At 57.5% G+C, this 15,454-nt stretch carries 10 protein-coding genes; 4 read left to right on the forward strand and 6 right to left on the reverse strand.

Going from position 1 to position 15,454, the window contains the following annotated elements:
* The first annotated feature begins 344 nt into the window (after nt 1–344).
* From H6F59_RS17070 to H6F59_RS17080, 3 genes are all read left to right on the forward strand, one after another.
* Nucleotides 345–503: a YqaE/Pmp3 family membrane protein gene (locus H6F59_RS17070; RefSeq protein WP_190517382.1), complete on the forward strand. Its 159-nt coding sequence runs from the start codon at nt 345–347 to the stop codon at nt 501–503.
* 504 nt (nt 504–1,007) lie between these two features.
* Nucleotides 1,008–1,829, forward strand: coding sequence for a DUF1206 domain-containing protein (locus H6F59_RS17075; RefSeq protein ID WP_190702669.1), 822 nt, complete (start codon nt 1,008–1,010; stop codon nt 1,827–1,829).
* An 86-nt stretch (nt 1,830–1,915) separates the two neighbouring features.
* The gene (locus H6F59_RS17080; RefSeq protein ID WP_199325832.1) at nt 1,916–2,638 is read left to right on the forward strand and encodes a phosphatase PAP2 family protein; all 723 of its coding nucleotides are present in this window, start codon (nt 1,916–1,918) and stop codon (nt 2,636–2,638) included.
* A 17-nt stretch (nt 2,639–2,655) separates the two neighbouring features.
* On the opposite strand, the gene H6F59_RS17085 is transcribed toward H6F59_RS17080, so the two are convergent.
* From H6F59_RS17085 to H6F59_RS26820, 4 genes are all read right to left on the reverse strand, one after another.
* Entirely contained in the window at nt 2,656–8,829 is a 6,174-nt protein-coding gene (locus tag H6F59_RS17085) for a PAS domain S-box protein (RefSeq protein WP_190702672.1), read from the reverse strand.
* Between the two features lie 461 nt (nt 8,830–9,290).
* Complete coding sequence (locus H6F59_RS17090) at nt 9,291–10,535, reverse strand: DUF445 domain-containing protein (protein WP_190702675.1); 1,245 nt, start codon at nt 10,533–10,535, stop codon at nt 9,291–9,293.
* Nucleotides 10,522–11,259 carry a bifunctional demethylmenaquinone methyltransferase/2-methoxy-6-polyprenyl-1,4-benzoquinol methylase UbiE gene (gene ubiE, locus H6F59_RS17095; RefSeq protein ID WP_190702679.1) on the reverse strand — a complete coding sequence of 246 codons (738 nt, stop codon included), beginning with the start codon at nt 11,257–11,259 and terminating at the stop codon, nt 10,522–10,524. The genes H6F59_RS17090 and ubiE overlap by 14 nt, the downstream gene beginning before the upstream one ends.
* A 206-nt stretch (nt 11,260–11,465) precedes the next feature.
* Entirely contained in the window at nt 11,466–11,990 is a 525-nt protein-coding gene (locus H6F59_RS26820) for a type IV pilin protein (protein ID WP_190702683.1), read from the reverse strand.
* Nucleotides 11,991–12,202: 212 nt separating this feature from the next.
* Here H6F59_RS26820 and H6F59_RS17105 point away from each other — a divergent pair, with 212 nt between their 5' ends.
* The gene (locus tag H6F59_RS17105) at nt 12,203–13,228 is read left to right on the forward strand and encodes an NAD(P)-dependent oxidoreductase (protein ID WP_190702687.1); all 1,026 of its coding nucleotides are present in this window, start codon (nt 12,203–12,205) and stop codon (nt 13,226–13,228) included.
* Between the two features lie 116 nt (nt 13,229–13,344).
* Here H6F59_RS17105 and sppA read toward each other — a convergent pair whose 3' ends face one another.
* On the reverse strand, nt 13,345–15,180 hold the full coding sequence (gene sppA, locus H6F59_RS17110) for a signal peptide peptidase SppA (RefSeq protein ID WP_190702690.1): 1,836 nt from the start codon (nt 15,178–15,180) through the stop codon (nt 13,345–13,347).
* A gap of 32 nt (nt 15,181–15,212) precedes the next feature.
* Nucleotides 15,213–15,410, reverse strand: a complete 198-nt coding sequence (locus H6F59_RS17115) for a twin-arginine translocase TatA/TatE family subunit (protein WP_190517404.1) — start codon at nt 15,408–15,410, stop codon at nt 15,213–15,215.
* Between the last annotated feature and the right edge of the window lie 44 nt (nt 15,411–15,454).

A 15,454-nucleotide genomic window follows, 5' to 3' on the forward strand; every position in this document is an offset into this window, starting at 1 on the left:
GTTGACTATCGAAAGCTACTGCTTATTTTCTACTAGTAACGCACGAACGAGTATTCTGCCTAGCCGGCAAATTTAATACCTGGCAAAGTGTTCTTTACCAAGAACTTTGTTTGTGTGTAAATAATGTGACTTTGTTCTCAACAGATTCAAACTCGATACTAAGTCTGAAATCTGGCTTCCTATCTAAAATTTATGGTTGCCGAGGGTAAAGGGTCATCTTCCTCAAGAATCATATTGACCTAACTATGTCTTTCTATAGATAGAGGTAGTGACTAAAGACAGATGCCATGCGCATCCAAACGCTCTTTAATTGAAGACAGATAAGGATTAGGCTAAGAAACTCTATGGATATCTTGAGGCTTATAGCAGCCATTTTTCTGCCGCCCCTTGGAGTTTTTCTTCAGGAAGGGATCGGCACTCAGTTTTGGATCAACATTTTGCTTACGCTTTTGGGGTATATTCCCGGTATTATTCATGCCGTCTGGATTATCGTGAAGCGATAGGCTGCATTTATACCCCTAACATATCCCTAAGATTTTTATGCTGCGGTTAAGCCTTGCTTTTTCAAAAGCAAGGTATTTTTTTGTGTTTTTATATTTCTCAGGCGAATATCCTTATTCGATGGTCGCTTCTGTGCACAAGGTAGAGTTCTTGAAGCTCCCTAAGCTTTGATCGTAATGTTACTCAGCCTAAACTTTTTTCTTAGTCTAGGGAAAGCAACTAATTGCTAGCTTTTGGTGGATTAATGAGTTCGAGTCTTCTTGTAGTTAAGAAAATAACCCTAACGCAAATAAGTCAATTCATTTTGGTAACGCCAAAAGATAGAGGTATGGCCGTTGAGAACTCTAGCGCGGGAAGGATGGTTCAGGCTGTTTTAACGGGTATAAATTTATTACCTTCAGTAGAGTACGTCTGAGCTGAGACAAAGGTCTTGGTGAAATTGTAGAGAAATATTTTCCTCGGTAGTTTTGTTTGTAACTAGAAAGCTAACCGTATAGGTAGTGTCAATGAATTTTCAAGAATTAACCCCGCAAGGACAGCAGCCTGAAAAGTGGATTGAACGCCTAGCGCGATTTGGCTATGCGGCTAAAGGCATTGTCTATATGATTGTCGGGTTACTAGCTGTCATGGCTGCCTTTGATTGGGGTGGAAGAATAACCGGCACCGAGGGCGCTTTTCAGGCGATCGCATCTCAACCCTTTGGCAAGCTGATGCTGTTCATAGTAGCCATAGGGCTCTTGGGATACGTTCTCTGGCAGTTTGTGCAAGCGATTAAAGATCCAGAACACCAGGACAGCGGGGCAGCAGCCATTGGCAGACGCCTCGGCTATGCGGCTAGCGGGCTAATCTACAGCGGCTTGGCTTTCTCTGCTCTAAAGCTAGTCTTTGGCCGTTCTTCGGGCGGCGGTTCTGGCAGTGAACAGCAAACGGCCACATTGCTCTCGCAACCCTTTGGTCGGTGGTTGGTAGCCGCTGTTGGTGTAGCCAGTGTAGCCTACGGGTTTTATTCGTTTTATCGGGCTTATTCCACCGAGTTTCGCCGCAAGCTTAAGCTGTCTGAAATGAGCGCTAATACTGAGAAGTGGATCACTCGTATTGGCCGATTTGGCTATGCTGCCAAGGGAGTTGTCGCTGTGATTATCGGCTACTTCTTTATTCAAGCGGCCCGTGCGGCCGATGCCAGCCAAGCTGGCACTACTGAAGGTGCTTTGCAGGCCATTCAGAAGCAGCCCCACGGAGCCTGGCTGATGGGGATTGTTGCCCTTGGCCTGGTTGCCTACGGCATTCATCTTGAGGTGCAGGCTCGCTACCGCCGCATTTCCCCTTAGCGACTCGCTGCATTTACATACATTGCCGACGAATAGAGGTGCTACTATACACCTCTTCTGTTGTGGCGATGGGTAGTTAACGCGGCATGGCACGTTGGGTAACGGCTCAGACTTTCAGACAGGGTTGGTATCAGTTTTGGCAAGACTGCCGCAAAGTGCCCCAAGTGGTGTGGCGGCGATGGGCAGGCACGCTGGCAATCGGTCTGGGGCTGTGTGCGTTGGTCACTTTAACGCTTACTGTGTGGGCTAAGGGGCATGTTGACCAAGGCCTACAGGATTGGGATGTGCGGCTGTTGCCGGTGCTAGCTGAGGGTTTGCCGCTGAGTTTTTCGAAAGCGATCACGTGGGAATCGCCGGGTAACTTGATCGGTATGCTGCCCATCGTGGGGGGATTTATAGGAGTGATGGTGGCGCGATCGCGCCCTCTGCTAGTCGCCACCATGATGGCCGCCTACGGGCTGCAATTTGCCCTGGTGTGGATTGGCTGGGGTTATTGGAACCGAGATCGGCCCGATTTGATCGTTGGTGGCATCGCGGCTCCAGGGCTGCATTCGTTTCCGTCGGGGCACGCGGTGGTGGTGATTACGGTCTATGGGCTGCTGGCCTATCTGTGGTGCCAGGCCTCTCGCAGCTGGGTGGAAAGGCTGCTGATTATCTTGGGCGTAACGGGTTGGATTGGCATGATTGTCAGCTCACGCCTGGTATTGGGAGCCCACTGGCCCAGCGATGTGATCATGGGTGCGATCGTTGGGTTGCTGTGGCTGACGACGGTGATTGTTGCCGTGAAACGAGTGGAAGACGCGATTTAGCGGCAGAGAAGGAAGGATTAGGACTGGAGCAATTCGGCAATCGCCCGCAGGAGGGCAGCGGGTTCCACCGGTTTAGAAATGTGCCGCTGAAACCCGGCAGCGAGGGATTGCTCTTGGTCAGTCTCTCTGACGTAGGCGGTCAGGGCGATCGCCGGCACCTGGCCGCCCTGCTCGGCCGGCAACGCTCTAATCTGCTGCATCAGCATGTAGCCATCCATATCTGGCATACCGATGTCGCTGACTAAAACCTGGGGCTGAGCCTGTTTGAGGGCGGCTAAGCCTGCCTGGGCTGAGGCAGCGGCGACTACATGGGCCCCGGCCTGTTCTAGCAGAAAGGTGATGAAGGTGCGCGTATCGTCATCGTCATCAACCACGAGAATTTGGGTGCCCGGCAGGCTCAGGGAGGGCTGCTGGAGGGGAAGACCTGGCTGGGCTAGAGCCTGGTGGGCTAAGGTCGGTAGACTGACGGTGAACGTCGCTCCCATATTTTCGCCCAGGCTGGCCGCCTGGATGGTGCCGCCGTGCAGCTCGACTAGGTGGCGCACGATCGCCAGCCCCAAACCCAGCCCGCCAAACTGGCGGGTCGTAGCGCTGTCGGCCTGGCGAAAGTAGTCAAAAATCAGCGGTAAAAACTCAGGCACAATGCCCTTGCCGGTGTCCTTGACGATGATTTGGGCCTGGTTGGCGTCTCCCCGGACCAGGTGCACATCAATCTGCCCGCCGGCGGGGGTAAACTTAACGGCATTGGACAGCAAATTCCACACCACCTGTTGTAGCCGGGTGGCATCGCCCGAGACCAGGCCAACGTCAGTTTCTAGATGGGCTTCAATGCGAATGGATTTGGCGTCTGCTGCCAGGCGCACGGTTTCGATAGCGGCCCGGATGGTGGTGGCTAAATTGACTGGGGTGGCCGAGATCTGGAGCTTGCCCCGCAGCATGCGAGACACATCGAGCAGGTCATCGATCAGCTCGGTTTGCAGCTTGGCGTTACGCTCAATCACCGAGAGCGCCTGTTGGGTTTTAGTTGCGTCTAGAGTGCCATTTTTGAGCAGGGTTGCCCAGCCGAGAATGGGGTTGAGGGGCGACCTGAGCTCGTGGGAGACCACCGCCAAAAACTCATCCTTGGTACGGCTAGCGGCTTCGGCGGCGGCGCGCGCGGCCTGCTCCTGCTGAAGCAGCTGACTGCGCTGCTGCTCTAGCTGTTTTTGGTCTTCAATATCGGTGGCGGTGCCAAACCACTTGAGAATTCGCCCCCGTTTAGTCTTGAGCGGCACCGCCTGGTGCAGGTGCCAGCGATAGACGCCATCGGCCCGGCGCATGCGGCCTTCGGCCTGGTAGTTGCTGCCCTGCTGCTGGGCGATCGCCCAGTTTTGGCCAAGCACAGAAATATCGTCAGGGTGCACTACGGCCTGCCAACCCGTTGTCTTGACCTGCTCTGGGGTGAGCCCGGTGAAATCACACCAGCGCTGGTTGGCGTCGAGCAGAACCCCCTCGGCGTCAGCTGTCCACACCAGTTGAGGAATGGACTCGACCAGGAAGCGGTAGCGCTCTTCGCTCTGGATGAGGGCTTCTTCGGCCTGGCGGCGATCGCTGAGATCGTTGATCAGCGCTACGAACCCTTCTACTACGCCTTGATCATTGATCCGGGGCACGTAGGTGGCGCTCAGGTAGCGGAGGTTGCCGTCCTTAAAGCGGATCGACCGTTCAAAGGTCACCTGCTGCCCGGTCAAGACCTGCTCCACATAGGGGCGGACGTCTTCGTAGGCGGCGTCCCCCACCACCTCGCGAATGTGCTTGCCGTAAAGGTCTTTGGCAGACTGACTAAACCAGTCTTCGTAGCCCTGGTTGTTAAAGCGATAGCGCTGGTCGGCGTCGACAAAGGCAATCAGCGCCGGAACGGAGTTGGTGACTAGCCGCAGTTCAGTTTCGCGCTGCCGCAGGCTTTCTTCAATGCGCTTGCGATCGCTGATATCCAGCACCGAGCCAATGTAGCCCTTGAACTCGCCGTCTGCCCCAAACCAAGGGCTAGCCGCATCGATCGCCCAGTGATAAAACCCGTCTTTGCTGAGCAGGCGATACTCAAAACGAAACGCCTCCTGACGCTCGTTAGCCGCTAGAAATATTTGACTACAAGTCTCTTGATCGTCGGGATGGACGGCATCCAACCACCCTGAGCCCAAACCGGTGGCCTCGGTCTGGCCCGTGAAGTCATACCAGCTTTGGCTGAGGTAGGTGCAGTAGCCGGTCGAGTCTGTCACCCAAACCATGACCGGCGCGTTGTCGGCCATGCTGCGAAAGCGTTTCTCACTCTCCCGTAAGTTGGCTTCCGTGCGCTTGCGATCGGTGATGTCAATGGCCGCGCCATATAGCATCTGCCGGTCTGAGTAAAACTGAGCATTCCAGAGAAACCAGCGGTAGGAGCCGTCTTTATGGCGATATCGGTTTTCAAAGGCCATAGTTTCGCTGCCCGCAAACCCCTGGTTCGCTTCCCCCACTGATATCGTCACGTCGTCGGGATGGACGAACTCTACCCAGGGGCGAGACAGCATTTCCTGGGTGGTCCAGCCGAGAATGCGCTCAAAGGCGGGGCTGACCCACTGAAAGTAGCCGTTAGAGCCGGTGAGCACCTGTAAATCTGCGCCCACCGCTAGAAATCGCTCTCGCTCTAGCTCTGCTTTTTTGCGATCGCTGATGTCGGTCAACAGAATGGCAAACCTGTTGCTTTGCGGGTCACCAATAGCGAAGGCGTCGATATTGAACCAACGGCCCGAAATCACCGATTGACGCTCAAATTGATAGGATTCCCCCATCGATACGACGCGGCCGTAGGTCTCAATCCAAAAGGCATCCAGGTCAGGAATCAGTTCGAGTGCCGTTTTGCCGAGCATCCCTGGCAGCTCCGTCAGCCTCTCAAAGGCTGGGTTGACCTCCAAAAAGCGATAGTCTATCGGTTTGCCGTGGTCATCAAACAGCATTTCACAGGCACAAAAGCCCTGATCCATTGACTCAAACAGCGTTCGATAGCGGTACTCGCTGTTGCGCAGGGCCAGGGTAGCGCGATCGCGCTCAACGGCAATGCGGGCCACCTGGGTGCCGAAGTCGGCCAGCTGGTATTCCCAAGGGGTGGGCTGTCGAGCCTGATCAAAACAGAGCATGAGTGACCCCACGGGCCGCCCCTCCAGGTCTAGCAGCGGGGTAGAGTGGCAGGCGCGAATGCCGTGGGCTAGACACAGGTCGCGCCAGGCCGCCGACCAGCGATCGTCGGTCACTACGTCGATACAGGTAACCGGCTCCCCGCAGTCAACCGCCTTCGCACAGGTGCCAATGTGGAGGTCGTTGATGGGCAAGCCTTCAACAGCTGCCCTAAAGGACAGCGGAAAGTCTGGGGCGATCGCCCCAATAAACTGCTGCTGTTGGGCATCGCTCAGCAGCACACCGGCCCGAATCAGGGGATTTAGCTGCGATACGGCGAGGCAGATGGCGGTTAGGCAATTTTCTAGGGGGTACCCCGAGGCAACCAGCTCTAGCAAATGCTTTTGCTCCGCCAGCAGCAATTCAGTCTGCTTGCGTTCGGTAATGTCGAGGGCAGTGCCGATCAGCTCGACGACTTGCCGCGCCAGACCCTCACCCCCAAAGAGGGCCTGGCCACTGGCCATAATCCACCGCTCGGTGCCGTCATTCCACACAATGCGGTAGTCGATTTCGTAGGCCCCTGACGACGACGGTTCGAGGGCGGCACCGACGGCACTGGCCACCCGTTCGCGATCGCCGGGATGCACCCGCTCTATGACCTGAGCCAGCGGCAGCAGCGTCGCTGACTCACCCCAAATTTCCTGCATGCGTTCGTCTAGCTCGACCAGCTGGGTACTGAGGTCGTAGCGCCAGGTGCCCAGCTGCGCCACCCGAATGGCGAGCCGCGATCGCTCTTCGCTCCGTTGCAGGCTAGTCTTGGCCATCTGCCGCAGCTGTGCCAGCTTGAGGGCTGCCTCAACTTTGGCCAACAGCTCCCGGGCCGAAAATGGCTTAGTCAAATAGTCATCGGCCCCCGCCGCCAGGCCCTCAATGCGAGACTCTTCCCCCGCACGGGCCGATAGCAAAATAATCGGCAGCTCCTGGGTCTGGACATCGCTCCGCAGCTGCCGCAGCAGCTCAAAACCGTCGATCTCGGGCATCATCACATCCGTCAGCACTAGGTCGGGGCGCTGCCGACGGATGGCGGCGATCGCAGCTCGGCCATCCCTGGCTGTCTCGACGGTGTACTGCGGGCTCAGCAGCCGCTCGACGTAGTCGAGCATGTCGGCGTTGTCGTCGGCGAGGAGAATGCGGGCGGTGGTGGTGGATGAGGGGGCGGGCGGGGCGGGTTCCCTAGGCTCGGTGGGGTGCCAGCGCAGGGCTTCTTCTAGGTAGGGGGTGGCTCCGGTGGCGGTGGAAAGGCGGGTGTGGGGGCCATTGATGCTATCGCTGGGCAAATGGTCAGACCCGGCTGGCATGGTGATGGTAAAGCAGGTGCCCTGGTCAACCTGGCTGGTGACTTCGATGGTGCCACCGTGCAAGCCCACCAGCTCTTGCACCAGCGACAGCCCGATGCCTGAGCCCTCGTGGGTGCGGCCTCTAGCCCCCTGCACGCGGTGAAAGCGCTCAAAGATATGGGGCAGCTCCTCAGGTGGAATGCCTGTCCCCGTGTCTCGCACCTCGAGCTGAATCTGGTCTGCGTTACCGTGCAAAACTACCGCAATCTCGCCCTCAAAGGTGAACTTCAAGGCGTTAGAGAGCAGGTTCAGCACGATTTTTTCCCACATGTCGCGGTCGACGTAGGCGGGGGCTGCCAGGGGCGGGCAGTCTACGGTCAACCGCAGCCCAGCCTGCTCCACTGCCGACCGAAACACCCCCGCCAGGTCCGTTGTCATCAGGGCCAAGTCGGTGGGCTCATAGCTGGCTTCAATGCGCCCCGCCTCAATGCGGGAGAAATCGAGCAGGGTATTGACCAGCTTTTGCAGGCGCAGCGCGTTTCGATAGACCAGCTCCAACCGCTGGCGCTGGTCGGCATCTTGGGTCTCTTGCAGGGCTTCTTCTACCGGCCCCAGCATCAGGGTCAGCGGCGTACGAAACTCATGGCTCACATTCGAGAAAAAGACCGTCTTGGCGCGATCGAGTTCGGCCAGTTTGTCCGCCCGCCGCCGATCTTCCTCGTGGGAACGGGCGTTGGCGATCGCCGCCGCAATCTGCCCGGCAATTTGCTCAAAAAAATCGCGATAGACCGCGTCTACCCGGCGGCGGGGGTTGGCTACCGCCACTAACACCCCCACAGCTTTGGCCTGCCCCGGCACCAGGATGGGCAAGACCATGGCCTCCTGAGGCGGCTCTGGCCAAGGGCTGCCAGGCAGGTGGCCAAAGTGGCTAACCAGATCATCAATGGTGCGAGACTGGCCGGTCTGGGCAACCGAGGCGATCGGCCAGCCCCCCACCTCATCCTCAACGGTTAGGTCAACCTGGTCAGGCGTCTTGGGCAACCCCAAGGCAACCTCACTCCCCCCGCTAAGGTGGGCCGTTTTGCCGTCGGCGTTGACGATATAGAGCAGCGCCAGCGGAACGTCGGCCGAACCAGATTTAAGCGCCTCTGCCATCAGGGCACAGGCATCGTCAACAGTCTTGGCACTGCCGGTGCGGGAGGCCAGCTCGCGCAGCAGTTGGGCCCGGCGATCGTTCAACACCCGATAGGTTGTCTCACTGACCACGTTGAGAATGCCGTCAATTTTGCCGCCCTCTCCTTGAATCGGGTTGAACGTGTAGTCAAAAAAGCATTCTTCGTCGTAGCCAAACCGACGCATCACTAACAGCGTGTCGCTGTAAAAGACGCCCTCGCCCGTAGCAAACACCCTGGCAAAATCCGGGCTGATATCGTCCCAAATTTCGGGCCAGACTTCATCGGCCGGGCGACCCAGCGACCAGGGGTGCTTATCTCCCACAATCGGTCGCCAAGCGTCGTTGTAGAGCAACCAGCAGTCTGGCCCCCAGTAGATCGCCATGGGGAAGCGAGAGTTCAGGCAAATGCTCAGGGTCGATCGCAGGCTCTGCGGCCACTGCTCAACCGCGCCAAACGGTGTTTTTGACCAGTCGTAGGAGCGCATCAACGCCCCCATCTCACCACCGCCCCCAAACAACTGATCAGCCGCCTGCTGATGCTGAACCATTTACAGCTCTCTCCTATCCATACCCAAATGAGCCAAGGGCAACCAGAATCTTCAGCCTCTAATCGACTGGGGCGTGAAAGCGATCGAGGCAATTTCAGCTCTCGGTTTCCTCTAGCTGCCCGTCCTAATTACTCGTAAGTAGTGGTTTATGTGTTGGCTTGAAAAAGAGTATTTTATAAAGAGAAGCTGACTAGCTGAACGTTTAGCGCTCAAGCAAGCCTAAAAGAATGACTGTAGTTTCTTCAGAAGCCTATTTATTCTCGTTATAAGATTAGCAGCAAGAATCCGTCCGAAGGTAGATAAAGCATTTGCCAACACTTTGCAAACACAAGTAATCAAGCTTCCACCCGCCTAAAGGTCGCCGTTGCCCGAAGGGTCAATGCCCTAGCCGCTGGTCCAGCCAGGTTTTGGGGATGGCGAATGCTTCATGGTTTCTCTATCTACAGATCAAGCCGTAGCCGCTAAATACCACCGGAACGCTGAAAAAAGAAAAATCCGGATTGCAGTATGCCAATCGCAAACCCTAGAATGCCGCCTAGGTTGACGATCGCCTGCAGCTCGCTACGCACAATGCCCTGAATCGCCAGCTCCAGCTCCTGGGCCGAGGTGCCCCGCACCCGGTCGATAATCACCTGATCAATGTTCAAAATTGGAATAATCTGCGCCACCAGCGACTCTAGATCGCGCTCTAGGTAGCGTTCTAAAATCAGCGCTAGCTCTTCACTTACTGGGTCTAACGACTGGGTGATCACCTCAGAATTTTGCAGGCGGTTGAGCAACTGGGTGGCTAGGGTTTCCCAGTTGACCGAGTTGCCCAGATTTCTGACAAACTCTGGTCCCAAGGTGCGAATGTAACCCTGCAATGACTCGCGCAGGTTGCTACGCACTTGGCGCACCGTTGACACGGGCAGATTTTGCAGCGACACCCGCTGCAGTGACTCTTTCAAACGCTTTTTGAGCTGAAGCGCCACCTCCAGCTCGGCAATGCGCGCGTTGCTTACCTCCCGCTCGTCGAGGCAAAAGGCTCTCAGGCGGCTCAGGGCGTTGCGCACGCCAAATAGGTTGGCTACCACCCAGTAGGTGCCGCTGGTGCGCTCCCGAAAGATGGTGTCGATTACCTGAATGTTGCGATCGGTGAGAAAGTCGACGGCCAGCTGGCGCAGCTTATCGGGGGGAAACACGCCGCTGAGCAGCCAGGTAGCGATCTGGTCAGCTTGGTCGGCCGTGAGCTTAAAGTCGAGCAGCACCTGGTCAAACAGCTGGTTGAGCTGGGGTTCTAAAAAGTCCTCGCGCCGCGCCCAAACGCGAATCAGGCGGGGCAGCGATTTGCCGAACAGGTCTTGCAAAATCGCCCCGGCAATTTTGGCGGTGCGCTCTTGAGCGCGGCTCTGCACCTGATCGAGGGCAAGCTGCAACAACCACTTGATGGCCGCCTGGGTGCGATCGGTTTGCAGCAGCCGCCGGGCCAGCTTTTGCAACTCCTCAGGGGTGAGCAGTGACCCCATAATGGTGTCAGAGATGCGCTTGGCCAGCCGCTCCTGGTTGCTGGGGATCAGCCCTGGGGTAAAGGGCAGCTGTCGTTTGCCCAGGTAGATGGGGCGATAGGGGCGAAACAGCATTTTAATGGCGATGTCATTGGTGAAATAGCCAATGATGCCGCCCACGATGGGCGGCGCCAGCAGTAGCCACAGCTCAGACCCGGTCATGGCGACTCACCACCAGCACCCCCATCAGCCCCCCGGCAATGGGGTAGTGAACGGCCCGCTCAAACCCGGCTTGGCGGGCTAACTTCACCTGTTCTGGCCCGGTCGGGAAGCGATCGACGCTGGGGCCAATGTAGGCGTATTCGTCAGTCAGCCCCATTTGCTCAGCGGTGGGCACCACCATCGCCTCTAGGTACCAGCGCTGAAACTGCTCGGCTATCCAACCCTGGGGGCGATGAAAGTCGAGGATGGCGGCGCTGGCACCTGGCTTGAGCACCCGTCGCAGCTCGGCTAGCCCCTGGGGAATGTCGGTAAGGTTGCGCAGGCCGTAGCCCATAGTGGCGGCATCAAAGGTGTTGGCCTCAAAGGGTAGGGCCAGGGCGTCGCCCTGCACCCAGTGCAGCGGAGCGGGCAGGTGAGCACGGCGCGATCGCCCCTCAGCCACCGCCAGCAGCTCTGCCGAGAAGTCAAGACCGTACACCGTACCCGTGGCTTTCACTTGGTGGGCCAGCAACAGCGCCAGATCGCCGCTGCCGCAGCAGACATCCAACACCTTCTGCCCCGGAGCGGCCCCGCTCCAACGCACGGCCATGCGCTTCCACACTCGGTGCAGCCCAAAGCTGAGGCGTTCGTTTAGGCTGTCGTATACCGGGGCAATGCGATCGAACAGGCCTTGAATATCAGTGGCGGTGGGCGGGGCGGTTGAGGGTGGCTGGGCAAATCCCACGGTGAGTGCAGTAGAAGAGTAACCTTTACTGTAACGCTGCCCCTGGCCCTCAGCCACGGTAGTTCGTAGTGTTTGTTACATCTGCGATCGCATTGGGTCGGCCGTGGCAGATTTAGGGACGACGCTGAGGTTAATAGGGAAGGTTCTGCCTCCCACCTCAGGCTTTATGCCTGACACCGCCTACCTCATATTCTGCCCGCCGTCCCTCAGCGCAGCGGGCAGTTGGCAATCTGCACCTGCCCTGCCACCGTGATCGGCGTTGGAGCTGGAACGCCTGCGGTACTGCCCTGGCAGATGGCCGTGCCCAGTCGGGCCAAGCCGCTGGGATCAACAGTGGCAAAGACGACCCCGGCATAGCCTCGCAACGCCGGGTTGGTAGGCATGGCTTGGGTGCTGGTAATTTCTAAGCCGCTACCTCCGGCAGTCATCATATAGGTGTAGTCGGGGGGAGCATTCTCCCTAGCAAAACCCAGCTCGTCGGTAGAGGTGGCAAAGCGAGAATGTTCTACAAAAAATGCCTGCTGGGCTCGGTTGACCATGCCGACATATTTCAGTGCTCTGGCCTGTTTAGAGCGAGCCGCTTGATTGAGAAAGCTAGGAAGGGCTACAGTTGCCAATACACCCAGGATCACAGCCACAACCATTAGCTCAATCAGGGTAAACCCTCGCTCCCTCTGAACAGAGCTAGAGGATGGGTGACGGCCAGACTTGTAACAGATAAGGTCAACCATAGCAACGAAAATCAGGATAGAAATTGCCATACCGTCTACGCAATTTCTCGGAGAAAACCGGGAATCTTTGCCGAGTTTTATCTGACCTTTAAGTCGGCTGCGGGCCGCTGCGAAGAGAAACCCAAAGACAGAAATTATGCTTTGGTGAGCCCTTCAACCGCCAACAAACGCTTAGCTCTGCCAAAACCGTCTAAACTGTCTGACTATAGCTGTTGAAGTTGAGCGATTTGGACACTCTTTCCTCTACCGGCCCAAGCCCCGATTGCCTACGTGTGTTTATGACGGGGGCCAGCGGTTGCATTGGCCACTATATTTTGGAGCTGCTGCTGGAGAGCGATCGCTACGAGCTATTTTTGCTGCTGCGCCACCCCGAGAAGCTACAGCTGCCGGTGCAGGGCAACCCCAGGGTGCACATTCTCCAAGGTGGCCTCGAAAATATTGAGCCTTTTGCCGACCTGCTGCCCACGATCGACATCGCCATTTTGACTGCTGCGGCTTGGGGCGGCGACCCAGCCTATGTAGAAGCCATCAACGTTGAGGCCAACCTGGGGCTACTGGCCCGCCTCGATCGCGATCGCTGCCAACAGGTAATCTATTTTTCCACTGCCAGCATTTTGAGCCAACGCAGCGAACCCCTGCCCGAAGCTGGGGAAATCGGCACTGACTACATTCGCACTAAGTACGAGTGTCACCACCGTCTGAGCGAGCTGCCGGTCTACGACAAAATTACGACGGTATTTCCCACCCTGGTGTTTGGCGGCGACAAAGAAAAGCCCTACTCCTTTATTTCAGCCGGGCTTCAGGATGTCACCCGCTGGATAGGTTTGGCGCGCTTTTTTCGGGCTGATGCTGGGTTTCACTTTGCCCATGCCCAAGACATTGCCACGGTGGTCAGCTATCTCGTCGAGCATCCCTCCACCCAAGGCTACCGCGAGTACGTGTTGGGTAACCCACCCCTGACGGTGAACCAGGCCGTCGAGCAAATCTGCGACTACTTTGGCCAGCACATCTGGTTTCGCATTCCCCTCTCGATGTGGCTGACCGATGTGCTGATTAAGCTATTTCGGGTACAGATGGCCCCCTGGGACTATTTTTGTTTGCACTACCGCCACTTTGTCTACGCTGGTGCCGTCAGCCCTGCCAGCTTTGGCATGGAGCCCTACTGCTCGACATTGGCCGATCTAATGCGGGTGCATGGTCTGCCTGGGGTGAAGCGGCGGAAGAAGATTAGGGGGTAAGGGAGATAGGGAAGATGAGGCAGGTGGGGAAGATGGGGCAGTTGGCAAACTGAGTTTTCTTTTCCCTCATCTTCCTCATCCCGCCATCCCCTCACCTTCCTCATCTCTCTACCGCTCTACTTCACCACAAACTGATAAGGCATCAGCATATAGACGCCACGAGGATCGTTGAGGGCGCGCAGAATTTGAGCATCGTCAACGAACTGGAGCACCTGAGCCGTCAGCGGGTCATGGGTCTGGGCCTGGGCAACTTCAGTGCTGAAAAAGCCGCGCAAGAACTGCTGCAACTCGCTGGGTTCAGGATACTCTTGCAGCCGCCAATCGTCGCCCAGCTCGGCCAGCTCGACGGCGGTAGCGATCGCCGCATTCACTCCCCCCAGTTCGTCTACCAAGCCTAGATCGAGTGCTGCCTGGCCTGACCACACCCGCCCTTGGGCCAGCTCGGCCACCGCTGGTCGCGTCAGGTCGCGGCCTTCTGCCACCCGGTCGAGAAAGCTGTCGTAGATGGCATCAACAGAGCGCTGCAAAATCGCCAGTTCGGCTGCCGTTTTAGGTCGGGTGCTGGAGAAAATATCGGCCAGCTCAGAGGTTTTAACTCCGTCCCAGTTGACCCCCACCTTGGTACCCAGCTCTTCGAGGTTGAGAAAGATGCCGTACACCCCGATGGAGCCGGTGATCGTTGTGGGCTGGGCCAAAATGGCATCGGCCTGGGAGGCAATCCAGTAGCCGCCGGAGGCCGCCACATTGCCCATTGACACCACCACGGGCTTACCCGCTTCGCGCAACAGCTGAACTTCGCGCAGAATTACCTCCGAGGCGGTGGCGCTGCCGCCGGGGCTGTTGACCCGTAGCACTACGGCTTTGACCTCGTCGTCCTGGCGCAGCTGGCGCAGCTGCCGAGCTAGGGTATTGCCCTCGATAATGCCGGTCTGGCTAAAGTCGCCGTCGCCGCCGTCAATGATGGGGCCTTCGGCGTAGACCAGAGCCACCTGGTTGTCAGAGCGGCGGCTGGTGAGGGGGTCGTCAACAGTGGCTGCATAGCCCGCTAGGCTGATCTGACGAAAGTCGAGGTCGCTGTCTTCTACCTCCTCATCCTTTTCGCCGGTCAGCTCCCGCAGGGCGGTGATCACTTCGTCTTCGTAGGCGATCGCATCGGCAAGCTGCTGCGTTTCAGCCTCGGCCCCAAACAAAAAACCCTTAGTGTTAGCAATATTTTGCAGCTGCTGGGCCGTCAGATCGCGGGGGGCGGCAGCGGTGGTCAGTAGGTTTTGCCACACATCCCCCAGTAGGCGCTGGGTTTGCTCTCGCTCCTCGGGACTCATAGTGTCGCGAATCAGCGGCTCGACCGCCGACTTGTAACGGCCCACGCGGGTTACCTGCACCCCTACTCCCAGTTTCTCCAGGGCATCGGCCTGGTACATGGTTTCGGCGTAGAGCCCGTTCATTTCGATCTCCCCAAAGGGGTTGAGATAGATCGTGTCGGCCAGGGCAGCCACCGCATACTCCCGCTCGCTCCAGGAGATGTCGTAGGCCAAAACTGGTTTGCCCGCGGCCTGAAAGGCCTCGATCGCCGGCTGCATTTCGGTTTGGCTGGCTAGACCGGCGCCCAGAGCAGTGCTGCCCTTAAGGTAAAGGGCGGTGATGCGATCGTCGGTGGCAGCTTCTTCGAGGGCCAGCACCGCCTGGCGCAGGGTCAGCTCGCTGGGGACCTGGGTGCCAAACACCAAGGCGCTGGGGTCGATCGCCTCGGGCGAGTCAGGAATCACTGTAGAGAGGTCGTAGACCAGCACCGTGTCTTTCTCGACGGTAGGGGCATCGCCTTCTTTGCCCAAACCCGCCACGATCACTCCTACCAGCCCCACCGCCCCCAAGGTGAGCAAAAAGCCCAGCAGCAAACAGAACAAAATTGACCCGGTCAGGCTGGCCAGGGTGTACTTCAAAAATTGCCGCATGGAGGTAACGCTAAGGGGTTAAGCAAGGCAAACTAGCGATATACGTCAGCGTCTTCAGCGTCTTCGTAGGTGTCTATAGCCGCGTCGTCGGGGGTCTGACTCATCTCTTCTTTAAAGCCGCGCAGGGTTTTGCCGAGGGCGCTGCCCAGTTCAGGGATTTTCTTGGGGCCGAAAATCAGTACGGCCACTCCGATGACGAGAACGACTTCAGTCCAGCCGAGGTTAAACATGGCGCTAGGGAGGGTGGAGGTTTGTCTAACTATACAGCCTAGGG

This window comes from Nodosilinea sp. FACHB-141 (assembly GCF_014696135.1).
Lineage (GTDB): Bacteria > Cyanobacteriota > Cyanobacteriia > Phormidesmidales > Phormidesmidaceae > Nodosilinea.

Coding starts and splice junctions, on each gene's coding strand:
- H6F59_RS17070 (WP_190517382.1), top strand. CDS start 345: ATGGATATCTTGAGGCTTATAGCAGCCATTTTTCTGCCGCCCCTTGGA.
- H6F59_RS17075 (WP_190702669.1), top strand. CDS start 1,008: ATGAATTTTCAAGAATTAACCCCGCAAGGACAGCAGCCTGAAAAGTGG.
- H6F59_RS17080 (WP_199325832.1), top strand. CDS start 1,916: ATGGCACGTTGGGTAACGGCTCAGACTTTCAGACAGGGTTGGTATCAG.
- H6F59_RS17085 (WP_190702672.1), bottom strand. CDS start 8,829: ATGGTTCAGCATCAGCAGGCGGCTGATCAGTTGTTTGGGGGCGGTGGT.
- H6F59_RS17090 (WP_190702675.1), bottom strand. CDS start 10,535: ATGACCGGGTCTGAGCTGTGGCTACTGCTGGCGCCGCCCATCGTGGGC.
- H6F59_RS26820 (WP_190702683.1), bottom strand. CDS start 11,990: ATGGTTGACCTTATCTGTTACAAGTCTGGCCGTCACCCATCCTCTAGC.
- sppA (WP_190702690.1), bottom strand. CDS start 15,180: ATGCGGCAATTTTTGAAGTACACCCTGGCCAGCCTGACCGGGTCAATT.
- H6F59_RS17115 (WP_190517404.1), bottom strand. CDS start 15,410: ATGTTTAACCTCGGCTGGACTGAAGTCGTTCTCGTCATCGGAGTGGCC.